This is a genomic window from Acinetobacter sp. Leaf130, assembly GCF_001423205.1.
Lineage (GTDB): Bacteria > Pseudomonadota > Gammaproteobacteria > Pseudomonadales > Moraxellaceae > Acinetobacter > Acinetobacter calcoaceticus.
Window position 1 is genome coordinate 237,046 of sequence record NZ_LMOE01000007.1, and the last position, 24,922, is coordinate 261,967.

Annotated in this window: 23 protein-coding genes and 1 tRNA gene; 14 read left to right on the top strand and 10 right to left on the bottom strand. The window is 39.0% G+C overall.

Annotation, left to right across the window (positions count from 1 at the left end; translation table 11 throughout):
- Positions 1-15: 15 nt before the first annotated feature.
- From ASF86_RS15850 to ASF86_RS15880, 7 genes are all read right to left on the bottom strand, one after another.
- Positions 16-906 carry a mitochondrial fission ELM1 family protein gene (locus ASF86_RS15850; RefSeq protein ID WP_056483546.1) on the bottom strand — a complete coding sequence of 297 codons (891 nt, stop codon included), beginning with the start codon at positions 904-906 and terminating at the stop codon, positions 16-18.
- A 67-nt stretch (positions 907-973) separates the two neighbouring features.
- Positions 974-1,900, bottom strand: coding sequence for a branched-chain amino acid transaminase (locus ASF86_RS15855; RefSeq protein WP_035358556.1), 927 nt, complete (start codon positions 1,898-1,900; stop codon positions 974-976).
- A 24-nt stretch (positions 1,901-1,924) separates the two neighbouring features.
- Positions 1,925-4,675, bottom strand: a complete 2,751-nt coding sequence (gene glnE / locus ASF86_RS15860) for a bifunctional [glutamate--ammonia ligase]-adenylyl-L-tyrosine phosphorylase/[glutamate--ammonia-ligase] adenylyltransferase (protein WP_056483549.1) — start codon at positions 4,673-4,675, stop codon at positions 1,925-1,927.
- Positions 4,676-4,742: 67 nt separating this feature from the next.
- On the bottom strand, positions 4,743-6,014 hold the full coding sequence (locus ASF86_RS15865) for a sensor histidine kinase (protein WP_017389863.1): 1,272 nt from the start codon (positions 6,012-6,014) through the stop codon (positions 4,743-4,745).
- A gap of 497 nt (positions 6,015-6,511) precedes the next feature.
- Positions 6,512-7,162 carry a hypothetical protein gene (locus ASF86_RS15870; protein WP_056483552.1) on the bottom strand — a complete coding sequence of 217 codons (651 nt, stop codon included), beginning with the start codon at positions 7,160-7,162 and terminating at the stop codon, positions 6,512-6,514.
- 6 nt (positions 7,163-7,168) lie between these two features.
- The gene (locus ASF86_RS15875; RefSeq protein ID WP_056483555.1) at positions 7,169-8,593 is read right to left on the bottom strand and encodes a hypothetical protein; all 1,425 of its coding nucleotides are present in this window, start codon (positions 8,591-8,593) and stop codon (positions 7,169-7,171) included.
- Positions 8,594-8,773: 180 nt separating this feature from the next.
- Positions 8,774-8,860, bottom strand: a tRNA-Leu gene (locus ASF86_RS15880).
- A 182-nt stretch (positions 8,861-9,042) separates the two neighbouring features.
- Between ASF86_RS15880 and queA the strand changes: the two genes are divergently transcribed.
- From queA to secF, 7 genes are all read left to right on the top strand, one after another.
- Positions 9,043-10,080: a tRNA preQ1(34) S-adenosylmethionine ribosyltransferase-isomerase QueA gene (queA, locus tag ASF86_RS15885; protein WP_056483558.1), complete on the top strand. Its 1,038-nt coding sequence runs from the start codon at positions 9,043-9,045 to the stop codon at positions 10,078-10,080.
- A 234-nt stretch (positions 10,081-10,314) separates the two neighbouring features.
- Positions 10,315-11,343 carry a hypothetical protein gene (locus tag ASF86_RS15890; protein ID WP_056483560.1) on the top strand — a complete coding sequence of 343 codons (1,029 nt, stop codon included), beginning with the start codon at positions 10,315-10,317 and terminating at the stop codon, positions 11,341-11,343.
- Between the two features lie 84 nt (positions 11,344-11,427).
- On the top strand, positions 11,428-11,997 hold the full coding sequence (locus ASF86_RS15895; RefSeq protein ID WP_056483563.1) for a LemA family protein: 570 nt from the start codon (positions 11,428-11,430) through the stop codon (positions 11,995-11,997).
- A 153-nt stretch (positions 11,998-12,150) separates the two neighbouring features.
- The gene (tgt, locus tag ASF86_RS15900; RefSeq protein ID WP_004638765.1) at positions 12,151-13,284 is read left to right on the top strand and encodes a tRNA guanosine(34) transglycosylase Tgt; all 1,134 of its coding nucleotides are present in this window, start codon (positions 12,151-12,153) and stop codon (positions 13,282-13,284) included.
- Positions 13,285-13,381: 97 nt separating this feature from the next.
- Positions 13,382-13,711: a preprotein translocase subunit YajC gene (gene yajC / locus ASF86_RS15905; protein WP_003655131.1), complete on the top strand. Its 330-nt coding sequence runs from the start codon at positions 13,382-13,384 to the stop codon at positions 13,709-13,711.
- 51 nt (positions 13,712-13,762) lie between these two features.
- Positions 13,763-15,664 (top strand): protein translocase subunit SecD, encoded by a 1,902-nt coding sequence (gene secD, locus ASF86_RS15910; protein WP_004638762.1) that lies wholly within the window; start codon positions 13,763-13,765, stop codon positions 15,662-15,664.
- Between the two features lie 8 nt (positions 15,665-15,672).
- On the top strand, positions 15,673-16,638 hold the full coding sequence (gene secF, locus ASF86_RS15915; protein WP_017392409.1) for a protein translocase subunit SecF: 966 nt from the start codon (positions 15,673-15,675) through the stop codon (positions 16,636-16,638).
- Positions 16,639-16,703: 65 nt separating this feature from the next.
- Here the strand turns inward: secF and coaBC are convergent, their stop codons facing one another.
- The gene (coaBC, locus tag ASF86_RS15920) at positions 16,704-17,957 is read right to left on the bottom strand and encodes a bifunctional phosphopantothenoylcysteine decarboxylase/phosphopantothenate--cysteine ligase CoaBC (protein WP_005050195.1); all 1,254 of its coding nucleotides are present in this window, start codon (positions 17,955-17,957) and stop codon (positions 16,704-16,706) included.
- Positions 17,958-18,056: 99 nt separating this feature from the next.
- Here coaBC and radC point away from each other — a divergent pair, with 99 nt between their 5' ends.
- Positions 18,057-18,776, top strand: coding sequence for a RadC family protein (gene radC, locus ASF86_RS15925; protein ID WP_081407725.1), 720 nt, complete (start codon positions 18,057-18,059; stop codon positions 18,774-18,776).
- A 61-nt stretch (positions 18,777-18,837) separates the two neighbouring features.
- On the top strand, positions 18,838-19,749 hold the full coding sequence (locus ASF86_RS15930) for a bestrophin family protein (RefSeq protein WP_003655126.1): 912 nt from the start codon (positions 18,838-18,840) through the stop codon (positions 19,747-19,749).
- Positions 19,750-19,753: 4 nt separating this feature from the next.
- Here ASF86_RS15930 and ASF86_RS15935 read toward each other — a convergent pair whose 3' ends face one another.
- Complete coding sequence (locus ASF86_RS15935) at positions 19,754-20,605, bottom strand: PHP domain-containing protein (RefSeq protein ID WP_004638753.1); 852 nt, start codon at positions 20,603-20,605, stop codon at positions 19,754-19,756.
- Between the two features lie 44 nt (positions 20,606-20,649).
- On the opposite strand from ASF86_RS15935, the gene ASF86_RS15940 reads away from it, so the two are divergent.
- Genes ASF86_RS15940 through mnmC form a run of 4 tightly spaced genes read left to right on the top strand, consistent with a single transcriptional unit; the run spans position 20,650 to position 23,968 of the window.
- Positions 20,650-21,264 carry a septation protein IspZ gene (locus ASF86_RS15940; protein ID WP_005050202.1) on the top strand — a complete coding sequence of 205 codons (615 nt, stop codon included), beginning with the start codon at positions 20,650-20,652 and terminating at the stop codon, positions 21,262-21,264.
- Positions 21,265-21,298: 34 nt separating this feature from the next.
- Positions 21,299-21,601 (top strand): YciI family protein, encoded by a 303-nt coding sequence (locus tag ASF86_RS15945; protein WP_056483568.1) that lies wholly within the window; start codon positions 21,299-21,301, stop codon positions 21,599-21,601.
- A gap of 4 nt (positions 21,602-21,605) precedes the next feature.
- Positions 21,606-22,070 (top strand): hypothetical protein, encoded by a 465-nt coding sequence (locus ASF86_RS15950; RefSeq protein ID WP_056483587.1) that lies wholly within the window; start codon positions 21,606-21,608, stop codon positions 22,068-22,070.
- Positions 22,071-22,093: 23 nt separating this feature from the next.
- Entirely contained in the window at positions 22,094-23,968 is a 1,875-nt protein-coding gene (mnmC, locus tag ASF86_RS15955; protein ID WP_056483590.1) for an FAD-dependent 5-carboxymethylaminomethyl-2-thiouridine(34) oxidoreductase MnmC, read from the top strand.
- A 37-nt stretch (positions 23,969-24,005) separates the two neighbouring features.
- Here the strand turns inward: mnmC and ASF86_RS15960 are convergent, their stop codons facing one another.
- The gene (locus ASF86_RS15960) at positions 24,006-24,320 is read right to left on the bottom strand and encodes a rhodanese-like domain-containing protein (protein ID WP_004638747.1); all 315 of its coding nucleotides are present in this window, start codon (positions 24,318-24,320) and stop codon (positions 24,006-24,008) included.
- A 91-nt stretch (positions 24,321-24,411) separates the two neighbouring features.
- Between ASF86_RS15960 and ASF86_RS15965 the strand changes: the two genes are divergently transcribed.
- Positions 24,412-24,900, top strand: coding sequence for a YajQ family cyclic di-GMP-binding protein (locus tag ASF86_RS15965; RefSeq protein ID WP_005036089.1), 489 nt, complete (start codon positions 24,412-24,414; stop codon positions 24,898-24,900).
- Positions 24,901-24,922: the final 22 nt, after the last annotated feature.

Here is a 24,922-nt window from a genome sequence, read left to right on the forward strand (position 1 = left end):
CTCAAAATAAAAAATTTAATTTTTCGCTAAAAGATATGTTGCCACACGGTCTGCTTCTTTAAAAGCATAAGGTTGTGGTAACTGTACAACACAAGTCTGCTGTGAAATTAACTTTGATTCTAACATTTGATCAACTGAGTAGGTAATGCGGTCGTCTTTCAAACGGTCCATCGCCATTACCCCTACTCGACAACCCGCAGTAAGCGCCTCAAATATCATAGATACGCTATCTTCTGTCACCCAAACAGCTTCTGCTTTTTGCATTTCTTCAAAAATCCAGCCTTGAGGTGTTTGCTCAACCGGAAATATTTGCAAATGCTCGGCGAAGCTTTGCTGTCTTAAAATATCAACAAATCCTGCTGGCGTGCGGCGTGAAGTCGTCAGAATAATTTCAGCGTCTGGATTATTCTCAACAATTTTTTGAACACTGCTTAATACTTTATCTTGGTTCCATTGATGTCGTTTAGATGAGCCGCCTAAAGCGATTAAAACTCTGGCTGCTTGATGGCGGTTTTCATTACGAATTGGATTGAGTGCACCACGCGTGACAATCACATGGCTATCGGCATGAATGCCATCATGTTCTGGAATAACAGCATAATCAAAACAAACCACAGGTAAGTTAGGCTTCATTAAAATAATAGTTTTAGCTTTTCTAAAAATTTTACCGAGTAACCAGACCCGAAAATGAGTGTGACTGCCCACTCCAAATATAAAATCGGGGGCTTGTTGAAATAAGGAGTTTTTTGAAGAGAAAAGTACCTGAATTAAAGAAATAATAGGTAAATCAGAAATGAGGATTTCTTCAAAAGTTGTATCTGCCCGTTGTCTTTGCATCGCCTGAAACAAGCCTAATGCTTGTGAGCGATGTCCTGCCTTACCATCAGAGACATAGACAATATGCATAAAAGCTCCATAAGCCAAAAATAAAAAGGCGAAACCAAAGTTCGCCTTTTTATGTTAACGGATTAACTTATTTTACGTAAGTTAACCAGTGTTCATATTTCGGATTTCTACCTTGAACTGCATCAAAGTAAGTCTTTTGAATTTCAGTAGTAATTGGGCCACGGCCACCTGCACCAATTGGACGGTCATCGTATTCACGAATTGGTGTTACTTCCGCAGCAGTACCTGTGAAGAATGCTTCGTCTGCAATGTAGAATTCATCACGTGTAATACGACGCTCAACAACTTGATAACCAAGATCTCTCGCAATCGTCATGACAGTTTGGCGTGTAATACCATCAAGCGCACCACCAGCGATATCTGGAGTATGTAAAACGCCATCTTTAATCAAGAATACGTTTTCACCTGAACCTTGGCATACATAACCTTGTGGGTCCATTAACATAGCTTCATCGTAACCAGAATGTGCAACTTCTTGGTGAGCAAGAATTGACAACGTATAGTTACCAGATGCTTTTGCTTTACACATGGTCACGTTTGGATGATGGTGAGTAAACGATGAAGTTTTAACGCGAATACCATTCGCCATTGCTTCATCACCAAGGTATGCGCCCCATGCCCATGCTGCAACTGCAGCATGAATGGTGTTATTTGTTGCTGCAATACCAAGTTTTTCTGAACCGATCCAAATAAGCGGACGTAAATAGCAAGAAGCTAATTTATTTTCACGAACAACATCGATTTGTGCTTGTTCAAGCGTGGCTTGATCATACGGCACTTTCATTTGATAAATTTTTGCTGAATTTAACAAACGTTTTGTGTGGTCTTGAAGACGGAAAATGGCAGTACCTTTAGGCGTTTCATAAGCACGAACACCCTCAAATACGCCCATACTGTAGTGTAATGTATGGGTTAAAACGTGAATCTTTGCATCACGCCAATCAATTAATTTTCCATCTTGCCAAATAAAACCATCACGATCAGCCAAATTCATGGAACACTCCAAATTGTTATAAAATCATTCACTATCCAACTCAACCGAGGCGGTTGGGTCTATTAATCTTTGCCATAAATTGCAAACGACCGCACGGGTACTACGCCAGTCCGCTGCGCTTACTTGCATGGATTGATTTGCAAGGGCTAAACGGTGGCTTTCGGCACGTTCACTAAGATAGGCTCGAATTAATGCTGTGGCATCTTCACTGGATAAGCAGTCTGCTTTAGCAGCATCTTCTAATATTCTTACATTATCAGAATAATGGGCGAGATCGGGTTTCGTCCCGCTCCATGCAAGTACAGCATACTGTGCCATAAATTCGATATCGACGATACCACCTGCGTCCTGTTTTAAATGAAAAATACCATGTTTTTTTTGTTCAGAAGACGAACCTAGGTGGTCTTTCATTTTCTGACGCATTTTCAACACTTCTTCACGAACATAAGCCTCATCTCTAGATTGAGTCAATATCTCACGGCGAAATATTTCAAATTTCTGGCAAAGCACCTCATCGCCAGCAATAGAACGTGCTCGAACGAGTGCCTGATGCTCCCAAAGCCATGCACTTTTCAACTGATAGTGTTCGTAGGCCTTAAGACTTGTCACCAATAAACCTGCTTCACCTGAAGGTCTTAAGCGTGTATCAATTTCATAGACACGGCCATCAAGGGTTTGAGTGGTCATGAGTGACATAAACTTTTGAGCGACACGCATCGCAAACTCAAAGCCAGTAATAGACTTCGTTCCATCCGTATCGGCTTGCTCATCTAGATAATGAATAAAGACAAGATCTAAATCGGAGCCATAACCTAGCTCAATGCCACCAACTTTGCCATAACCAATAACAGCAAAGGCTTTGTAGTCGAGTGAGCAGCGCTTTCCATCGACATCACATGGATAACCATGACGCTTTGCTACGGTCTGATAAGCTAAATTAAGCGTTGCGTTTACACTCACTTCAGCAATATCGGTTAACGCATCGGATACTTTCATTAACGGGCTTTCAGCCAGCACATCGCTTGCAGCGACAGTAAGTACATTACTCTTTTTAAACAGGCGAAGTGCTCGCATTTGGTCTTCAACCTGATCAATTTCAATGCGAAGCAACTGCTGGCGTAAAGAATCTTCTAAGTCCTTGCGTTTTGGCAACTCAAAGTCCATCGATAAAAACTCATCAAGCAGTACTGGATATTGTGTTAGCTCTTCACAAATCCACGGACTTACGGTTGCCATTTTAACTAAGCGTTGCAATGCGCCTTTACTTTCAATCAACATCACTAAGTACACGGTTCGGCGCATGACTGATTCAATCAGCGGCATTAAGCGCAAAAGTGCAGTTTGAGGTTGTTCTGACTGTAAGATCACTTCAATTAAATGAGGCCAGAATGTTTTTAAACGCTGGACAGCATTTGAAGGTAATTTTTTGAGTGCATGACCGTGCCAGAATTCATGAATCAGATTTTTCGCATTGTCATCCAGCACTTCATCTAACTGCTGCTCTAACTGTCCAAAGTTTTCAGTCGCTGCATTTGAACTTGTATCTTCAATCAATTGCTTAAATTGAACTTTTACTTTCTGGCGTTTCTCGTTTAAAACATCAATAAATTCATCCCAACTCGCAAAACCCAAGGTATCTATAATGCGTTGTCTTAGGTCAATTTCTTCTGGCAATAGCTGAGTTTGCTGATCGTTGAGGGCTTGAATTGCATGTTCAACACGGCGCAAAAACAGGTAGGAATCTTCTAATTCTAAAACGGCTTGTCTTTCTAACAAACCTGCTTCGCCAATGTGCTCAAGGCTGACTAAACATTGGCGGTCTTGTAACTCACGTTTAGACCCGCCATAAATAAGCTGGAACACCTGCACAATAAACTCAATTTCGCGAATACCACCCGCGCCGAGTTTAATATCATCTTCAATATGACGGCGCAGAACTTCACGCTCAATCATGGCTTTCATATCACGCATGGCAGCAAAGGCGGTGTAATCGACATAACGACGGAAAACAAAAGGACGTGTCATTTCTAACAAGTCTTGCCCTTCTTTATCTCCAGTTACAACACGTGCCTTGATCCATGCATAGCGTTCCCATTCACGACCATGCTGACTTAAATATTTTTCCAAAGCTGCATGACTAATCGCCAATGCCGAGCCATCCCCCCAAGGACGCAAGCGCATGTCTACTCGAAACACAAAACCATCTGCGGTAATGTGCTCAAGCAAATAAATGAGTTTTTGTCCCCATAAAATACAGAACTGCTGTACATCAATGCATTTACGACCATTGGTTTCGCCTTGTTCATCAAAGGCAAAAATTAGATCAATATCACTCGAGAGATTAAGCTCTTGTGCACCGAGCTTACCCATCGCAACTACAATCAAATCTTGAACTTTGCCAGAGTAACCCACAGGTTCACCGTGTTTCGCTACGAGTGCTACACGTGCAAAAGCCTTTGCCGCACAAATGCTGGCATCGGCAAAATCAGAAAGTTCACGAGTAAGTGTGACAACATCGGTAAGCTGATTGGCATCTTGCCAGATCCAGCGAAACATTAAACGACCACGCAAAATACGAAGTGCGCGCATCCAAGATGTTTCGTCACCAATTCCATCTAATGTGGTTTGTACAAATTGATAAATTTGATCAGTTGAGAGCGGTGCAGTAAATTGATCTATTTGATAATCTTGTTCTAAAACAGCCTGATGCAGGCCTAAAACTTGTTCTGCATACTGACTAGCACGCAATGTTTTTTGTAACTGCTCCGCATTCATATAAAAAGCTCTTTTCCTCGTACTCTCTTTTTAGTTATAGCAGTTCGAGTAGTGGTAGGAAAAGGGATTAGACTAATTTTGCTTCCGATGATGATTGATATTCGATATGAGGATCATGACTGTCTTGAGCCGAAGGTAATAAAACTTTAAATGTGGTTCCAACACCCTCTTTGGAACTGACATTAATTTTCCCCTGATTAATCTCGACAAAACGTTTACACAAGCTCAAACCTAAACCCGCACCTTTTTCACCTGCGGTACCTTTAAAGCTGGCAGTAATACGTGGATGGAACAAATTCGCCATTTGTTGCTTGGTCATGCCTAGACCAGTGTCTCGCACTGTTATTTCAATATTTTCGCCAGTTTGTTTGGCTTCAATAAAAACTTTGCCCGAACCATCAACATCTGTAAATTTCAGCGCATTTGACACCAAGTTTTGAATTACCGACGTCATCATATTGATATCGGCATAGATTTTTAAATCTTCTGGTACAGCATTCACCAATTCAATATTTTTCTTTAAAGCTAAGGTATATAAAACATCAAAAACGATATTACTGACTTGTCTAAGGTTAAAGTTAATCGGGTGATAAACAAAACGCCCACCCTCAGCCATCGCCCATGTCAGTAAGCTTTCGAGCAAGTTATAGGTCGATTGAGAAGTGTCATATAGATAGTCTGCAATGTTTTGAATGCTCGATTCATCTAAAGTTTCACGCTCTTTGGCGAGTACTTCTGAAAAACCTAGCAGACCATGAAATGGCGCTCGGAGATCATGTGAAATGATTGAAAAGAATTTTGTTTTACTTGAATTAATCGCGACTTGTTGCTCATAGAGTTCGTTTAACTCTTCATAGTTAAACTTCAACTCGACCTGTTGCATAAAAGTAGAACAGTAATCGAGCAATAACTGGATGTCTTCATCTTCAAATGTTGCTGCATCGTCATCAAAAAAAACGGCGAAGCCCATAGAGGTTTTATCAGGATGTAAAAGATGTACGGCCAATGCCCTACTACACTCAATATTTAATTCTTTTAAATAGTTGGTTAAATTTTGATAGGAAGGATGTAAGTGATTAATCACCTGTTGTTTAGCAAAGCACTGTTTTAAATGTTTTGAAGGTTTAAACGAAATGGCGGTCATACCATCTGGGCAACGATGCCAAAAGTAAGGTTCTTGATTAAAAGTCAATAAGGCTTTTTTACACTTCAAAAGACGAAGACTAAACCGGAAAAATTGCTCGATATAGTTCTGCTCGGCATTTAATCCAAGCAAAAGCGATATTCTACAAGCACTTAACTGCTCAATCTGGTTTAGTTCTAAATGTTGGAATGTCATTGCCCGCCTCACAGATTTTGTCGTTTTTGGTCGGAACCGCTCTTAAAAAAAATGTACTTATAATCATTATGATCTACTACAAACTTTAACACAGTACATTAAAAGAGCAACTTTCTTTTCAAAATAGAAATGTGAAGTTTCAATTAAAGGTTTTTAGATACACAAAGTGGGTATGTTTGAGGAAAATACAACAAATGTTTGAAGGTGGAGAGTTGTAAGATGTTAGAAATGCGAGTTCAGAATACTCGCAAAAATATGTTCAAAAAATATTATTTGTAGAGGGCTTAGGATCTATCTTAATTCGACTTTAATGATGCTCTTTTTTTAATTTGAGTAAGCTCATCTTTTGAGCTAGTTCAAATGTGCATCAACTCGAATCTAAATAAACGTCTATTTCCTAATTTTTAGATATAAAATAATTTCATTGAAAATAGAACGTTTCTATGCTTCCTTTTCCTAAAAAATTAGATACAAGATCCCATCTCGTAAAATTTTATTTATAAGTTAATCATCTGATCAGCTTTTTTTATTTTTTGCATAAATTTATCTGCATGAGACAAACTTGATGCTTGCATCAAAGCAACAGCTGCTGCCATGAAGCTAGCAACTCCTATAATAATAGTACATATAATAAATATAAAAGGTGTATTTTTAGACAATAAAAAACTAGAAAACCAAGGCGAAATTAGAAAAGGAATAGAAACTATAGATGCAAATAAAAAATACTGTAAGTTAAAAAATATATTCTGAGTTTTTACAGATCTATTTTTTTTCAATTTAAGATTAAAACTATTGGAGTCTACTTCTGCAATATCTGGTGAGTAAATAATAAATTCTTTTCCAATCTTGTAATGATGAATAAGGTCATCTAATTTTATTAAAAATTTTTCATCCAATTTAATTAAATAACATAAAAACTTAAAGTCTATCAACTCAGATTTGACTACATCTTGTGCGGCACGATCTAATACTAATTTATTTTTATCTTCTTTCTTTTCATAAAATTCATTGAAAAAACGGATGGTAGCATCTAAACGAGTAGAGAAATCTTTATGCTTTAAAGATAAAACTTCTTCTCTTTTATAAAAGAGCCCTACAACAGCAGCAATACCTGCAAATATTGGTATCCAATCTTTTAAATTTTCCATGTGATTTTATTCCCTCACTAACATACTCGGAATAATAGGCATCCCACACCACTCAGCAATACTGTTATAACGTCTTCCTAAACTTTTGATCAACTCTAAAGCTTTTCCTCCTTTTTGAGCCAGATTATTTGCTTCAGAACCCACTTCATTAGTATCTTTTAAAAACTTTGCTAATTTTTTCATACCATTTGAATCTTTAACATCTTCTGGTTTATCTGAATTTCTATTAATTTCTAACGCGTTCTGAATCATTGCTAGTTTATTTTTTAAAACTTCACTATTAGTAAGATCAATCAATTCTTCAAGCTCATCATTAGATTTAATGAATTCAACTTTATGATTGATAACAGTAGATTGTGAGTTATGCAATTGATTATTAATATATATAGGTGAGTTCGGACGAACTAATGCCTTCCCAATAATATTTTCTAAAAATTCTTTATCTTTTTTTAGCTCAATAATTCTATGTTCTTTCATTTCTATAAGCTGATGTTGAAATTTTAACTCTGTCTCAAAAGTTCCTAATTTAGTTTTTAATTCAGCAATATCTAGATAGTTATCATAAAAATTTTCAGGCTGTATATCTCTATGAATCACAAGTCCAAACTCATCAAACGCACGTTCTATAATTTCCTTATCGCCATTAGCAGATTCAACAACCAAGCGGACAGTATTATCTTCTTGTTCAATACGGACTTTAGCATTCTGTTCGGGATACTTTTTCCGCATCACAGTTCCAAAGTAATTGAGTATTCCTAGCCCAGCCTGATAATGTTCAGGCTTAAATTCAATAGATCTCTCAATCATAATTTTTTCTTTCGAGCTTTCTAGTTCTATTACCTGTATCTCGCTAAAGTCAAAGCTTAAACCCAAAATTAAAAAAGGAATTTCTATAGGAATTGGTAAAACATTATTAGATTCCTCTAAATAAGCTTCCCAAGAACTAGTTTCACTAAAATTAATATATTTTTCATGAAATTCTTTATCTAAACATACTCGAATTGGTAATTTTTCATCCAGAATTAATACTTTCTGGTTTGTTTTCAATATTTTAAAAATATATTCTAAAAAAGACTTTGAAAGCCCCATACCAAAACCGAAATCAACTATTAAGTTATTTTTTTCAAGTAAAAAATTAAATGTTTTATCTTCATCTAATTTGTTAAAAGAAAATTTACTCCAGCCATTCAACTCAAATTTTTCATTAAAATTCGAACTCGACAACATATAATTTAATAGTTTTTCTTCAGATTCTTCAGATTCTTCAGATTCTTCAGATTCTTCAGATTCTTCAGATTCTTCAGATTCTTCAGGAAAGAAAATTTCATCATTAATATTAAAAATAAACTCTATTTCATGAAATTCGGACTTATATTTAGTTATTAACTTTTCCCAAGCCCCGTTATAACTTAAAACTTTTGTAATATACATTCCTAAACTCTTATTAATTTAATATCGATGATTTTCTGTTTTTATAACATTTTAATAGATTAAAACACTATCTTATCTATAAGCAATTAAGCTAAATAACAAAAAACCAAAGCTAATGGCATTAAAAAACCCCTAAGCCGTTAGCATAGGGGTTTTCGTAGAATCTTACGATTCTGAATATGGTCCCGAGGGTCGGACTCGAACCGACACGTCATCTCTGACAGCGGATTTTGAGTCCGCCGCGTCTACCAATTTCACCACCTCGGGAGAGGAAGTATGTTTGTGTTGCGTATATTAGCGCGTTTGTAAAACTTGTCAAACCCTAAGTGAATATTATCGTTCACTTTTAGATCACTTAAACATTTTTCATGATTTAAGCCAGAAGCACAGCCATAAAAAAGCGAAAAAGTTTATACTAGGCCCAATTTTTGCGGTGTTTTTTTCTAAATATGCAACTGTCTGACTTTTCCTTTGAATTACCTAATGAACTTATTGCCCGTTACCCTCTTGAATCACGTAGTGCTTCACGGTTGTTGCACTTAGACTCAAAGGGTCAATATCACGATCACATGTTCACAGACATTATCGATCTGTTCGAAGAAGGTGATCTGCTAGTGCTCAATGATACCAAAGTAATGAAAGCTCGACTTAAAGGAAAACGTTCTACAGGCGGTGCTATCGAGATTTTGGTTGAGCGCATGCTGAACCACACCACAGCGTATTGTCATATTAAATCGAGCAACTCACCTAAAGCTGGTGCTGAGCTTTTTGTTGGTGCAGATAACATTCCTGTGATTGTACGTGGTCGTCACGAAAATTTATTTGTGGTTGAGTTTTCACAGCCAATCTTACCTGTACTTGAGCAATATGGTCAGTTACCTATTCCGCCTTACTTTAACCGTGAAGCAGAAGAAATTGACACCGAACGTTATCAAACGGTTTTTCATAATCCTGAAAAAATTGCCAGTGTTGCCGCACCCACTGCAAGCTTACATTTTGATGAAGAATTATTAGAAAAGTTAGAACAAAAAAATGTTCAAAAAACTTTTGTGACTTTACATGTTGGGGCTGGCACATTTATGCCAGTTCGAACTGATGACATTACCAACCACATCATGCACAGTGAGTGGTGCGATGTACCTCAAGAAACCATTGATCTGATTTTGGCGACTAAAGCACGCGGAAATAAAGTGATTGCCATAGGTACAACTGCAACACGTGCTTTAGAAAGCGCAGCTCAAGCCCATGGCGGTAAAATTGCGGCTTGGACTGGCGACACGCAAATCTTTATCTATCCAGGCTATCAGTTCTGCATCGTAGACCGTTTAATTACCAACTTCCATTTGCCAGAGTCTACTCTGCTCATGTTGGTATCAGCTCTTTCAAATCGCGACAACATTTTAGCTGCCTATGAACATGCAGTTAAAAACCGCTATCGTTTCTTTAGTTATGGCGATGCAATGCTGATTGATAAATTAGAAGTTTAAAAAAATTGAGGTTGGGTTAAACCACACTGGTGAATTAAAAGGTTTAACCCAGCCCAGATATTTACAATAAAAAATCATGAATTTAACCCTGTGTGTTGCAGAAATTTATAGATAAAACTCAAGCATCAATTTTTTGAAGACAAATTCTTAATTTAAAAGCATTTAGTATTTATCTCTTTCAATTTAAAAGATAATCTAGAAATAGCTCTTTATGATAATGAACTCATTACTTCCATGCCAATCGATACCGTACAAGAAGCTCTTCATATAAGACGTAAAAAAAATACACAGGTTTTTCGCAATATCGCTCGACTTTGGGATGCTGGACAAAAATCTCATTCAGCCCAAGATCTTTTAGATGCTTTACATCCTTGGCGTGAAGATCACAACCTTCGCTTTTTTAATGTAATCCCCTACTTACTCGCAATTTGCAGCATCACAATATTGGCCTTTGGTTATTTTCTTCATCCACATATTCAATATCTTTGGAGCTTTTTAGGCGCCTTTTTAACGGGGTTTTTAGCGTATTTACTCTATCAATCTCAAGAACCTTTAACGCAAGTCATTCGTTATCTAGAACAGCGTATGGTGATATTGCGTTATGGTTTACAATTTCAGCAGTTGCCAGCCTATCTTCCCATTCATGCGCAGCCAGTTTTAGTTCTGAGCAAATTAAAACAGTATTTCCCACTGTTTAACCGAGGGACTGAATCTAACGAAATTACCCAATATGCTTCGGTCACATGGAACGATGGCGTAACCGATCATCAAGTCTTGCTGTTTCAATATCATTACGTTAATGAAATACCGATTATTCAAGATCAAAGTAGCGATAAAAAAATTATAAAAGAAATTCATAAAGACCTATGGGGCGCTTTTATATTTGAAATGCCTGCCCTAGGTATTGCTGTCAGCAATCAGCGTTCTCGTTTTTTTACTCCCTACAGCAGTAAATGGCAAAGTAGTGATATTTTAATTAACCAAGAACTTAATATTTTTGGGGTTAATCAACATCAGTTAGCCAAAGAAGTCAGCCCAAGTCTAACTTTAAAATTACATGATTTTTTTCAGCACTTTACAGGTGATTTAATTTATCATCACGAAGAACAAATTTTGTGTTATCTGGGTGAGCAAAATCTTTTTCAGACCACCAGTAAGCAAAGTGAAATTCATGATGTTTCAGCATTGCGTGGGCACTTGCGTACCATGACCATGCCGCAATATGAAAAATTTCAGCAAGTAATGTTGAACTTAATTAAATAAATCTCTCGTATTACTTAACTGGTGACTCATTAAAAAATGAGACATCCAAAAGTGTACTGAGGGAATAACAATAAGGAACTGACCATGACTGGTTTATTTATTTTCCTAGGGATTTTTGTTGTACTGATTGTCTGGGGCATTCACATCCGTAATACCATCGTACGTTATTTTAATGCGACCAAACGTGCTTGGTCTGAGGTTGCCAATTTCGAACGTCAAAAAGTCAAAACTTTGGAAGCGCTTGAGACAACACTGAATCAATATACTCAGTTTGAAAAATCGACATTAGAAAAAGTCACCGAACTACGTCAGCAAATTCTTAATTTAAATGTAAATAACACTGATATTTCTCAGCTGCAACAAATCGAGAAAATGAGCAAAGAACTGATTCGTAGCTTAAATGTCGTTGTTGAAAACTACCCTGAGCTTAAAGCCGATTCACTTTATAGCAAAATGATGGATGATATTCAGGAACAAAACGAAAATGTAGGTGCTGCGATTAGTATCTTTAACCGTAATGTCGAGCTGTTTAACAACCAGATTGAAGTATTCCCTAACAATCTCATCAATACATTAACTTTATCCAAGAAAGTTATTCGTCCTTTTAAGGATAATCTTGTTAATGAAAATTTTGACTATAAACCTAATTTTTAATAGGAAAAAAACAGCCCCTAACCTGTCGGAAATTTTATCTATTTTATAGCCAGCTACATTTAGTAGTAGAACTACATCGCAGAATCAAGGAAAATAGCTCTCTTTTTAGCAGCGAACTGTTTCTTCGCCTCTGCTCGTGTTCAGGATTTTTAGATGAAGTTTGAAAAATTAGGTCAGTCGGGGCGCGCCCGTCGTGGTCGTTTAACTTTAGAGCATGGTGTTGTTGAAACACCTGTTTTTATGCCAGTGGGGACTTACGGCACAGTCAAAGGTATGTTACCGCGTGATATCGAAGATATTCAGGCACAAATTATTTTAGGAAATACATTCCATTTATATTTGCGTCCGGGTCTCGAAGTGATTAAAGAACACGGCGGTTTGCATAACTTTATTAAATGGGATAAGCCAATTTTGACTGACTCTGGCGGTTTCCAGGTTTTTAGTCTTGGCGCAATGCGCAAAATCAAAGAGGAAGGTGTTACTTTCCGCTCACCGATTGATGGTTCAAAAGTATTTTTATCACCTGAAATTTCTATGGAAATTCAGCAGGTTTTGAACTCTGACATCGTCATGATTTTTGATGAATGTACACCTTATCCTGCAACGCATGAAGAAGCACAAAAATCATTGCAGCTTTCTTTACGCTGGGCAAAACGTTGTAAAACCCATCATCATGATGAGCTCAAAAATAAGAATGCATTATTTGGCATTATTCAAGGTGGTATGTATGAAGACTTACGTGATGAGTCTTTAAATGGTCTTCTTGAAATCGGATTTGATGGGTATGCGATTGGCGGTTTATCTGTAGGTGAACCTAAAGATGAGATGATCAAAGTTTTAGATTATCTACCAAGCAAAATGCCACAAGATAAACCGCGTTACTTGATGGGCGTTGGTAAACCGGAAGATATCGTTGAAGCGGTGCGCCGCGGTGTCGATATGTTCGACTGTGTTATGCCAACCCGTAATGCGCGAAACGGTCATTATTTTGTCACTGATGGTCTGGTACGTATTCGTAATAGTAAATATCGCCATGACCAGAGCCCGCTCGATCCACATTGCGATTGCTACACTTGTAAGAACTTTACCCGTGCTTATCTATTCCATCTTGAAAAATGTGGAGAGATGTTAGCGTCTATGCTCGGTACTATTCATAACTTACGTTATTACCAACGTTTAACTGAAGGTATGCGTGATGCATTAGAGAATGGCACATTTGATGAATTTGTTCAGGACTTTTATGCCCGTCGTGGTTTAGAAGTTCCACCATGTCCGGTTGATGAATAAGCCCGATTTGCGCTCAACCTCAAGACAAGGTAAATTGCAAAACGAATTAGGATTATGTCAGGTATCTGACTCATATTTTTAACTTTAGGAAATCAAAATGAGCTTTTTAATTTCTGCTGCACATGCAGCACCGGCAGCTGGCCCAACTACAGGTATTTTGCCAAACATCTTGATGATTGTCGTATTCGTTGCAATCTTTTATTTCTTAATTTGGCGCCCTCAAGCAAAACGTGCTAAAGAGCACCGTTCTTTAATCGAGAGCTTAGGTGTAGGTAGTGAAGTTGTGTTCGCTGGTGGTTTAATGGGCAAAGTGACCAAAATTGAAGGTGACTATGCAGTTGTTGAACTTAGCCGTGGTGTAGAAGTAAAAATTCAGCGTGCCAGCGTAATTTCAGTATTACCTGAAGGCACTCTAAATAACCTTTAATCATAAAACAGTCGTGCTTTAGCACGGCTTTTTCATTTAAGAAGAAAGCGAATGCGTTACCCTGCATGGAAATATTTACTGATTCTGGTTGTTCTGGTAATCAGTACATTATACGCACTGCCTAGTCTATATCCGGATGAGCCCGCCGTTCAAATTTCCGGTGCCAAAGCTGGCACCCAAATTGATCAAAGTGTGGTGCAAAAAGCAGAGCAAATTTTAAAAACAGCAAATATTGCAAGTCACGATAATACTTTTACAAATAATGCTGCCCTATTGCGTGTCAGCTCTTCTGAAGCGCAGTTGAAAGCAAAAGAAGTATTACGCCGTGACTTAGGTGATCAATATGTTGTCGCCCTAAACCTTGCACCAACCACACCGGAATGGTTGCAAAAGATTGGGGCAAAACCAATGAAACTTGGTTTGGACTTACGTGGTGGTGTCCACTTCTTGCTTGAAGTAGATATGGACAAAGCCGTTGCCCAACGTATGGAAACCTCTGCCACCGATTTGCGTCGTCAGTTCCGTGAAAACAAGATCAAATTTAATAGTCTTGCATTAACTAATAATGTGATCACTGTTCAATTTGCTGACAATGCTGACCGTGATGCAGCAATGGATTTTTTACGTCGTAATGGGAATGAATATACCCAACAGGCATTAGCAAGCTCTACAGGTTCTACTTTAAAGCTTTCTTATACTGATGTACGTCGCCAAGAAATTCAGTCATATGCGGTGAATCAAAACTTAACAACATTACGTAATCGTATTAACGAACTTGGTGTTGCAGAAGCATTGGTACAAAGTCAGGGTAGCAACCGTATTGTCGTTGAATTACCGGGTGTGCAAGATACAGCTGAAGCGAAACGTGTTTTAGGCCGTACTGCAAACCTCGAATTCCGTTTGGTTTCTGACGCAAATGATCAATATATTGACCCATATACAGGTAAATATAATGGTCAACCTTTACCTCCGGGCACAGAAGTTTTTGCTTATGAGTCTCTAGATAGCGGTCGTCAACTTTTGTTGCAACGTAACCGTATCTTGACGGGTGAGCGTGTTCAAAATGCAAGCTCTGGCTTTAGCCAAGACTCTGGTGGTGCCGAGGTAAATATTACCCTCGACAGTGCTGGCGGTAAGCTTATGTCTGATGCAACTCGTAATGCCGTTGGTAAACGCATGGCGGTATTGTTCATCGAAAATAAGCAAAAAATTACTTATGTCACAGATCCTAAAACTGGTGCACAAACAGAAGTTCGTACTCCATACACTGAATCTGTAGTCATCAATGCTGCAACCGTTCAGGCCGTTTTAGGTTCAACTTTCCGTATTACCGGTTTAAGTTCTCCTCAAGAAGCATCAGAACTTGCATTAATGCTACGTGCAGGTGCTTTGGCTGCGCCAATGTATTTTGTTGAAGAACGTGTAGTTGGTCCAAGCCTTGGTCAAGAAAACATTGATAAGGGCGTATTATCAACTCAAATCGGCTTCTTGCTTGTTGCAATCTGGATGGTGGTTTTCTTCCGTCTATTTGGTTTAATCGCTAACTTTGCACTTGTTGTTAACTTGGCAATGATTTTAACGGTTATGTCATGGATTGGGGCTTCCCTCACCTTACCAGGTATTGCGGGTATCGTTATTACCATTGGTATGGCTGTCGATGCGAACGTATTGATATGTGAGCGTATTCGAGAAGAAATGCTCTGGGGCGCATCGCCCAAACAGGCCATTGTGGCCGGTTATGATCGAGCCTACAACACCATTTTTGACTCGAACTTAACGACGTTCCTCGTTGCATTCATTCTGTTTGCAATTGGTACAGGCCCGATCAAAGGTTTCGCCGTAACATTAATGATTGGTATCGTGTGTTCGATGTTTACTGCAATTACAGTGACTCGCGCAATTGTACAAATCATTTATGGTAAACGCCGTAATTTGAAAAAGTTGAGCATTTAAGGAGATCGATGATGACTAAAGTGACTCAACAAGATTCTAAACAATATGGACGTCCGGATGATGCAAAAATCATCCCGTTCATGAAGATTGCCAAACCTGCGGCAATCTTCTCGATCCTTATTACGTTAGCGAGTATTTTCTTTATTGTAACTAAAGGTCTTAACCTCGGTTTGGACTTTACCGGTGGTGTTTCAGCTGAGCTTAACTACGCTCAACCAGCAAATCAGTCTGAAGTTATTCAGGCACTCGACAAAGCTGGCTTTAAAGATGCTGTAGTACAGACACTTGGTAGCAATAAAGACTTACTTGTACGCATGCCTGTACAAGAAGTTAAGGTTGAAGACCTTAATAACGCGATTACTAAGGCTGTACAGTTGCCAAACAATGCCGCAGAAGTTCACAAAGTGGACTCTGTAGGTGGTCAAGTTGGTAACGAGCTTTATGTTCGCTCTGCTGGTGCGGTTGCACTTGCACTTATCTTAATGTTGATCTACGTGACGATCCGTTTCGAGTTTAAACTCGCAATGGGTGCCGTGATGTCTTTATTCCACGACATCATCATTATTATTGGTGCTTTTGCATTATTCCAGTGGCCATTTGACCTTACGGTTTTAGCTGCGGTACTTGCTGTCATTGGCTTCTCGCTTAACGATAACATTGTAGTGTCAGACCGTATCCGTGAAAATTTCCGTAAAATTCGCGGAGCGACTCCTCGTGAAATCATCGATATTGCTTTAACCGAAACTTTACGTCGTACCATTCATACATCAATGACCTTATTGCTTGTCGTTCTAGCAATGATGTTCTTAGGTGGTGATGGTCTACACTGGTTCGCTGTTGCAATGTTTGTTGGTGTCTTTGTAGGTACTTATTCTTCAATTTATATCGGTACAGCTTTTGCCTTATGGCGTGGTCTTAACCGTCAGGACTTCATCGTTCAGGTTAAGCCTGAATTTGAAGATGAAATTCCTTAAGTTGTATAAAGTAAGACATATAAAAAAACCGCGATTAATTCGCGGTTTTTTTTATTTAAAACATATTATTTACGGCGCAATGCATCCGAAATTGCTTCAACCAACTGTTGAGAAATTTCTTGTTTAGATGCTTTCTCTAACTCACGCTTTTTCATGTGATAGTTTTCAGCAAAGAAAACCGTCATGGCATTTTCATCAGAAGCAAAACCAATATCTGCACGAGACACATCGTTACATGCAATCATATCTAGTTTTTTAGCGACCAGTTTTCCTGCTGCATACTCTTCAACATTTTGTGTTTCAGCAGCAAAGCCCACCATAAATGGACGTTTTTCCTGACCCGCAATGGTTGCCACAATATCTGGATTTTTCACAAGGGAAACATTCAACTCATCCCCTGCCTTCTTAATTTTATGCTCGGCAACTTCTGCTACACGATAGTCTGCGACTGCGGCAGTTGCAATGAAGATATCACAGCCTGTTTCTAACGAGTCCATGCTGATATCTAACATTTGTCTTGCAGAAGCAACATTTACTCTTTTTACACCATTCGGTGTATCTAAACTTACAGGCCCAGCAATTAGCGTCACTTGTGCGCCAGCAGCGTAACAAGCAGCAGCTAAAGCAAAGCCCATTTTACCAGTGCTGTGGTTCGAGATATAACGAACAGGGTCAATCGCTTCACGCGTTGGCCCAGCGGTAATCACAACTCGCTTTCCAGCCAACAAGCCAAATTTTTCAGCGATTGCACGTTGAGCCTGATGAAAATAGCCAGCGACTTGCCTTGCAATTTCTTCTGGCTCTGGCATACGGCCTAAACCGACATCACCACATGCCTGCTCACCCGCATCCGGCATAATCACATGCACGCCATCTTCGACTAAGGTTTGTAAATTTCGTTGTGTTGCTTTGGCCGCCCACATTTGCTGGTTCATGGCAGGTGCAACCCACACAGGAGATTTTGTTGCCAAAAACACTGTACTGAGCAAGTCATCTGCTAAACCATGCGCAAATTTTGCCAAAGTATCGCAGCTTGCAGGCGCAACCAGTAATAAATCAGCCCAACGTGCTAATTCAATATGTCCCATCCCAGCTTCAGCCGCAGGGTCTAAAAGTTCAGTATGAACGGGATTACCAGAAAGAGCCTGAAACGTTAGTGGAGTAATAAATGCCTGAGCACCATGTGTCATGACCACACGCACGTCAAAGCCATAATCTTTAAGGCGACGGACTAAAATGGCACTTTTATAGGCAGCAATTCCGCCAGTAACAGCTAAAACAATGTTTTTATGAGGAATAACACTTAGATCAAAGCTCACGAACAGGATACCTTACTGTTGCAGTGGCGCTCACAATAGCATTAAATACGCGTAGACCCAAGATTGATTGGGCAAACAAAATAAAATTTTAAGCGAATTATGCTGGGGAATATGAATACTTCTATTAAAAATTGGCCCGAACAAGAACGGCCAAGAGAACGGTTATTACAACAAGGTCCGCAAAGTCTATCAGATGCAGAGCTACTCGCGATTTTTCTTCGCTCAGGTTCACGACAACATTCAGCAGTCGAACTGTCACGTTTACTGATTCAGCACTTTGGTAGCCTAAATGCAGTATTTGATTCATCGTTAAGTGAGTTAACTCAATTTAATGGAATTGGAGCAACAAAATATTCACAATTATTGGCAGTTAAAGAGCTCGGGCGGCGTTATCTCGATCATCACTTTCAGCAAAACGATCTTAGTCTCCACTCTTCTGATTTAGTTTTGGATTATTTGCGCTATGAATTAAAAGGCGAGAAACAAGAAGTCTTTGCAGTGCTCTGTCTAGATACAGAATTAAGAAAACTTCACTTTAAAAAGTTATTTTTTGGGTCAGTTCAACATTGTGCGGTTTCAGTCAATCAAACCTTACGCTACGCCCTACAACAACATGCTTGCCAGCTCGTTATTGCACACAATCATCCCTTTCGTTCAGCACAGCCTTCTGCCGAAGATATTGCATTAACTCAGCAACTGGAACATGCCTGTCAGCTTGTCGAAATACGCCTCTTGGATCATTTTATTATCTCACCAGAAGGAAGCTTTTCATTTGCTGAACAACAACTGCTCAACCCTGCAATAATATCAGTTCAATGATATTGACAAAGGGGCACTAAGCCTAGAAGATCAAAGCAAAAATAGTGACGTTAAAAACAAAATGATTGTTCGTGAGCAGCCTAGTATTTTCAAAGTATTATTCTCTTGGCGAGGGACAATTTTACCCAAAATTTTACCCTCTCTAGGGGTCGTTATGCTGATTTCGGCAATCATTGGGGGCGTAGAATATATCAATCTTTATCGCTTTCCAGAGATTCCTTTGGTTGGCTTTACTCTTATTGGCGTCGTACTTTCTATTTTCTTGGGATTTAAAAATACTGCATGTTATGACCGTTGGTGGGAAGCCCGAAAATTATGGGGTGTTTTAATTGCAACTTCACGCCATTTTGACCGTGACTGCCGAATTTTGACTCAAGCCCGTCGTGAACGTGTTATTCAGCATGTGATTGTTTTTGCTAATGTGTTACGTGATCGTTTACGTCGTCAGACTGCGAACCCAACTGAGTTAATACAAACCAGCGGTATGAGCCAGCAAGCACTCACCCAGCTCTATCAGCAAAATAATGCTCCTCAGTACACACTTAGCCTCATTCACTGGGAATTATTGCAAGCGCTTAAAGAAGGTGAAATCTCAGACATCATCTATGCACAGATGAATAGAAATGTTGCAGATTTAAGTGTCGTGCAAACTGGCTGTGACCGAATCGCCAATACACCTATTCCATTTGCCTATTCAGTTTTGCTCAATCGCACTGTCTATTTTTTCTGTTTTATGTTGCCATTCAGTCTTGGTTCATTGCTTGGGTTAGCAACACCTTTACTGGTGGGAATTTTGGCATATACATTCTTAGGACTTGATGCACTCAGCTCGGAAATTGAAGAGCCCTTCGGTACTCAAAGTAATGATTTACCTTTAGATGCCATGGTACGTAGTATCGAAATTGAACTTTTAGGGACTTTGGGGAAACCTACCCCACCACCAATTCAAGCTCAAGATAATAACTTGTTGTAATGGCTTAGAGAAAACGTTCCCAAACACCTTGCTGATTAGCCGTTGGCTTAGGTGTATTTCCCAGTTTAATCCATGGCATATTTTCACCATGAAAATCACTGCCAATCGATACGGCTAATTGATATTGCTCAATCATCCGATCAATCATCTGGCGAGTAGATAAAGTTTCCATCGGTGGAGGTAACTCAATTGCGTCTCCACCTGAAGTTGCAAACAATTCAATTAAATATCGAACGTTAGTTGCAGATAAATCATAACGAGTCGGATGTGCTAAAACTGCCAACCCTTTACTTTCGTGAATCATGTCAATTGTTTCTTTTAACCCTAATCCTTCAAACTTTACAAAAGCACGTCTTCCCTCTTTTAAAAAACGATCAAATGCTTGTTGAGGACGGGTTACAACTTTTTTCTCGACGAGTGTTTTAGCAATGTGTGTTCTGGTGATGCGATCTGCCTGATCTTCTACTTTGGCAAGAACATCCTCATAAATCTGAAAACCAATACATTTTTCTAATAAATCGCAAATTACTTTAGCTCTTTGCGCTCGTACTCTTTTTTGTTGTTCTAATGCTTCTAAAATTGGTGCTTCATTTTGCATGTTTAAAGCAACAATATGTACGCCATAACTCTTCTTCGTTGTTGGACGTGACCACTGACTTGAAATTTCTGTACCAGAAATGATTTTTAAATCATGACCTTGTGCAGCAATTCTAGCTCGCTGCAACCCATCCATTGTATCGTGGTCAGTTAAAGCCAAAGTATGCAAATTCACATCTATAGCAGCTTGCACCAGTAATTCCGGAGACAAAGTTCCATCAGAAATATTGCTATGTGTATGTAAATCTATGCCTTGCATCTTTTATACTATGCCATTCACCAAACCTGATCAGATACTCTAACATGAAAGCACTTCTGGACTTTGTTCCATTAATTATTTTCTTCTATTTATATAAAACAGTTGATCCAACCGACACACAGCATCCTTTACTTAAACTGATCGGGTCTGCTGGTGGTGTCGATAATAATAATATTCTTGTAGCAACTACTGGCTTAATTATTTCAATGCTTGTGGTATATGGTGCCCTATTTGTTTTCCAAAAATTCCGTCTAGATAAACAACAGTGGTTTGTATTGTTTATGACTGTCATTTTTGGTGGCATCACCCTCATGTTAAGTGATGATTTCTATATTCGTCTGAAAGCTGCGATTTTGAATTTGGTTTTTGCAGGTGCATTCTTAGTTTCACCTTGGTTTGGTAAAGATCGTAAGCCACTCATACGTCGTCTATTTGATCCTATTTTAGACTTAAGTGAAAAAGGTTGGAAAAATCTAAATTTTGCTTGGGCAGTCATGTTTGTAGTGATGTCTTGTTTACATATCTTCTTCGCGTTTTTATTTCACGGCGGAAAATATTGGGGTGAATTCACTGCATTTGGTGACATGATTGTCATGTTTTCATTTATCATTATTCAGTTCATTATTTTACGTAAACATTTTAAGTCACCTGAAGCTTAAAATGATTCCTGATTGATTACAGAGATACGATTACATGCCTTTTTTTGTTCTAAGCTGTACCGATAACGAAGGAACTTTAGAAAAACGCTTGGCAGTACGCCCTCAGCATATCGAACGTTTGCAAAAACTTGATGATGAAGGCCGCCTTGTTACAGCGGGAGCTATGCCAAAAGACCCGAATGATCTTCAAGCAGGTTTTTATGGTAGCACCATGATTGTTGAATTCGACAGTCGCGAAGCATTAGACGAATGGTTAAAAGAAGAACCATTTCTCAAAGAAGGCATTTACGCTCATATTGATGTAAAACCGTTTAATAAAGCATTTCCAAAAGGGTAATTATATGCACCCTGCAATCAAAAGCTTTCTCGGCTTGTGTTTGATCTGTTCAACTGCTAGTGCAGTTGAACCTGCTGCCACACCAGCAACGACTCCTCCAAGTGCGCCTTCAGCTCAGGCGACAAACAAGCCAGTTCCAACAGCTGCTACAACGGCCTCGACCGCAACAAAACCACTCACGGCTGAGCAACTTGCAAAGAATAAACAACAGCAAGATGCGAAAATCAAAGCTTTGGTTCAAGATCAGGCATCTCGTTTAAAACAGTTAGAACATGCCAACCTTGAAGCACTCGCCCAGAACCAAGAGTTACAGTTAAAAAATGATAGCCTCTCTGTTCAGGTTCAAGTCTTACAAAGCGAACGTAGTGCGCAAATGTTTTTATATGGCGCGGTTACCTTAGCTGGTGGCGTATTGCTGGGTTTCTTTATCTCTAGTTATATCCATACAAAACGTCGACGCCAGTGGTAAATCCAAGCGATCTATTAAACTAAATGAACGTATCAAACCGTATACAAACAGCAGAACTGGACTGGGAATTAATCGATGGTATCGAGGTTCCCATTTCCAAACAATTTGGTGATGTCTATTTCTCTAAAGATAATGGCCTACTTGAAACACGGCATGTTTTTCTAAATGGTAACGACTTATCAGAACGATTAGCCAATCTAAAAGATTTTGAATATTTCAGTGTAGGAGAAACCGGTTTTGGTACGGGTTTAAACATTCTTGCACTTTGGCAACTTTGGCAACAAGTCCGTCCTGATAATCAAAGCCATTTACACGCCATTAGTGTTGAAAAATTTCCATTAAGTAAAGCCGACCTTATTCGTGCTTTAAATGTCTGGGATGAGCTTAAACCACTTGCAGACCAGTTAATTGAACAATATCCGCTACCTATTGCCGGATGTCATCGTTTAAGTTTCCCTGAAGAGCGTTTTAGCATCGACTTATGGCTAGGAGATGCACAAGATATTTTCCCAAGCATGGCTAAAACTAAAGCAGTAAATGCTTGGTTTTTAGATGGCTTTGCACCCTCTTGCAATCCAGACATGTGGGAACAAAACGTTTTAAACCATATTGTCCGTCTTTCTGACTATGGCAGTACATTTTCCTCTTTTAGTGTCGCGGGTGTTTTAAAACGTGGGCTAAAAGCGCATGGTATTAATATTTCTCGTCCACGTGGTTTTCGGCATAAACGGGAAATGCTCAAAGCAATCTGGAACCCACCTCAATCTGATGATGAGTCCTCCTCATTAGACCTAGTTCATTCATTGGGTAAGGGACAACAGCATATTGCGATTATTGGGGCCGGTATAGCAGGTTTAACTACGGCGTGGGCATTTGCAGCACGTGGGCATCAAGCCACCTTATATGAGCGAACAGAAGCATTATCTGGCGCTTCTGGAAACCCTTTAGCCCTGCTTAATCCAAAGCTATGCCCAATTGAGCAAAGTCATGAACATCTAATGACCTTAAGTTGGCAACATGCCTTGAATTTTTATAAAAATTTTCAAGCATTTCGTCCACTTCAAATACAACAAATCGCCTTGAAAAACGCAGACGAACTTCTCGATCTTGTAAATCAATATCCAGCTCAGGTTGTTACTCACTCAACGAACTCACTTGAAACTGCATATTCAAGTGTTTTACTTACCGAAGCCGGCTCAGTTTCACCACATCAACTACGTGATGAAATTTTGCAACATCCTTTGATCGATTTAAAAATTCTCAATATTACAGAGCTTGTATCTTGTGAAAATAAAGTTCAATTGAAGACTGGCAATGAAGTTGTTGCAGAGGCAGACAATGTTGTTGTGTGCTGTGCACGTCAAAGCGCGACTTTTTTTGAAAGCTATCCACAGTTAAAACCAATACGTGGGCAAGTAAGCTGGGTTGACAATACTTTTGCTCCCCTGCCTTTACAGGAAGCTTATAGCTATGGCGGCTACTGTATGCAACTTAATGCTTCACAGATGATTTTAGGTGCGTCTTTCTACCCAAATCGTGAGGATCAAGAAGTAGTGCCAGAAGACCATGTACATAACTTTGAATTAATCCACAGCGTATTCCCTGAATATGCACAACAATTGCCTTTTACGACTACTTGGCAAGGCCGAGCATCTATCCGCGCACAAAGCTTAGATTATTTTCCTCTCGTTGGAAAAATGCACGAGAATAGCCGAATTGCTACTTTTGCTGGTCTTGGTTCTAAAGGCTTCTTATTTGCTCCGCTATGCAGTGAGATCTTAGTTGCCCAAATGTTAGGAGAAGCTTGTCCAGTACCGGACCGCCTATTACAAAAATTGAATCCGCAACGATTCCAAAAAAAAGTAAAACCTAAAAAGCCTTATTTCAAACCACAATAGTTCAATTCCATAAAAAAGCACCCGAAGGTGCTTTTTTTTATGCGCCCTGCTCTAGAGGCAAGCCGGCATCACGAGCTGCACGTGTCCCCCCCATCAGCACGACATATTCACGCGAGGCATCGAATCCTTCTAGTGTCTCAGCTGCACGAGGAGCTTTGCTACCACCACCACATAAAATATAAATCGGCTGACCCGCAGAGACCTGGTTCAAAATATCAGCATTCAAATCATTAATCGGGCGATTTACCGCACCTTTAACATGCCCTTCTGCATAAGCATTTGTATCACGGACATCCCAGATAACAGCATTTTCTGGGAATTCAAATGTTGTAATTTCTTGTTTACGGATCATTGTGCACTCCTTTGATGTAAACAACACTTGGCAAATGAAGAAAACCCTCTTAGCATCTCAAATATTCTTTCCCTTTGTAAAGGTCTAAACTATGCCTTCTTTCGATATTGTCTCTGAATTAGAGATTTTTGAAGTTAATCATGCTGTACAGAACACACAAAAAGAGATTGCAACACGTTTTGACTTTCGTGGTCATGATGTTTCAGTCGAAATAAACGAAAAAAATAAAGAAATTAAAATCAGTACCGAAAGTGATTTCCAGTGTGAACAAGTTTACAACATGTTAGAAAATCATTTTTACAAACGTAAAATTGATATACAAGCTCTAGACCCGCAAAAAGCTGCTGCTTCAGGCAAAAATTTTGTACAGGTCATTAAACTTAAAGACGGTCTTGACTCAGATACTGCAAAAAAAATTAATAAAGCCATTAAAGAAAGTGGCGTTAAAGTGCAATCTTCTATCCAAGGCGACAAAATTCGTGTAACGGATAAAAAGCGCGACACTTTACAACAAGTGATGAATTTTTTACGTGAACAACAATTTGGTGTGCCATTACAGTTTAATAACTTTAAAGATTAATCTCTTGTCGTGACATTCAAAG

Bases quoted from the DNA above. Each gene is read 5' to 3' on its own strand.
- ASF86_RS15850 (WP_056483546.1), bottom strand. From the start codon at position 906: ATGCATATTGTCTATGTCTCTGATGGTAAGGCAGGACATCGCTCACAA.
- ASF86_RS15855 (WP_035358556.1), bottom strand. From the start codon at position 1,900: ATGAATTTGGCTGATCGTGATGGTTTTATTTGGCAAGATGGAAAATTA.
- glnE (WP_056483549.1), bottom strand. From the start codon at position 4,675: ATGAATGCGGAGCAGTTACAAAAAACATTGCGTGCTAGTCAGTATGCA.
- ASF86_RS15865 (WP_017389863.1), bottom strand. From the start codon at position 6,014: ATGACATTCCAACATTTAGAACTAAACCAGATTGAGCAGTTAAGTGCT.
- ASF86_RS15870 (WP_056483552.1), bottom strand. From the start codon at position 7,162: ATGGAAAATTTAAAAGATTGGATACCAATATTTGCAGGTATTGCTGCT.
- ASF86_RS15875 (WP_056483555.1), bottom strand. From the start codon at position 8,593: ATGTATATTACAAAAGTTTTAAGTTATAACGGGGCTTGGGAAAAGTTA.
- queA (WP_056483558.1), top strand. From the start codon at position 9,043: ATGCAACTGTCTGACTTTTCCTTTGAATTACCTAATGAACTTATTGCC.
- ASF86_RS15890 (WP_056483560.1), top strand. From the start codon at position 10,315: ATGCCAATCGATACCGTACAAGAAGCTCTTCATATAAGACGTAAAAAA.
- ASF86_RS15895 (WP_056483563.1), top strand. From the start codon at position 11,428: ATGACTGGTTTATTTATTTTCCTAGGGATTTTTGTTGTACTGATTGTC.
- tgt (WP_004638765.1), top strand. From the start codon at position 12,151: ATGAAGTTTGAAAAATTAGGTCAGTCGGGGCGCGCCCGTCGTGGTCGT.
- yajC (WP_003655131.1), top strand. From the start codon at position 13,382: ATGAGCTTTTTAATTTCTGCTGCACATGCAGCACCGGCAGCTGGCCCA.
- secD (WP_004638762.1), top strand. From the start codon at position 13,763: ATGCGTTACCCTGCATGGAAATATTTACTGATTCTGGTTGTTCTGGTA.
- secF (WP_017392409.1), top strand. From the start codon at position 15,673: ATGATGACTAAAGTGACTCAACAAGATTCTAAACAATATGGACGTCCG.
- radC (WP_081407725.1), top strand. From the start codon at position 18,057: ATGCTGGGGAATATGAATACTTCTATTAAAAATTGGCCCGAACAAGAA.
- ASF86_RS15930 (WP_003655126.1), top strand. From the start codon at position 18,838: ATGATTGTTCGTGAGCAGCCTAGTATTTTCAAAGTATTATTCTCTTGG.
- ASF86_RS15935 (WP_004638753.1), bottom strand. From the start codon at position 20,605: ATGCAAGGCATAGATTTACATACACATAGCAATATTTCTGATGGAACT.
- ASF86_RS15940 (WP_005050202.1), top strand. From the start codon at position 20,650: ATGAAAGCACTTCTGGACTTTGTTCCATTAATTATTTTCTTCTATTTA.
- ASF86_RS15945 (WP_056483568.1), top strand. From the start codon at position 21,299: ATGCCTTTTTTTGTTCTAAGCTGTACCGATAACGAAGGAACTTTAGAA.
- ASF86_RS15950 (WP_056483587.1), top strand. From the start codon at position 21,606: ATGCACCCTGCAATCAAAAGCTTTCTCGGCTTGTGTTTGATCTGTTCA.
- mnmC (WP_056483590.1), top strand. From the start codon at position 22,094: ATGAACGTATCAAACCGTATACAAACAGCAGAACTGGACTGGGAATTA.
- ASF86_RS15960 (WP_004638747.1), bottom strand. From the start codon at position 24,320: ATGATCCGTAAACAAGAAATTACAACATTTGAATTCCCAGAAAATGCT.
- ASF86_RS15965 (WP_005036089.1), top strand. From the start codon at position 24,412: ATGCCTTCTTTCGATATTGTCTCTGAATTAGAGATTTTTGAAGTTAAT.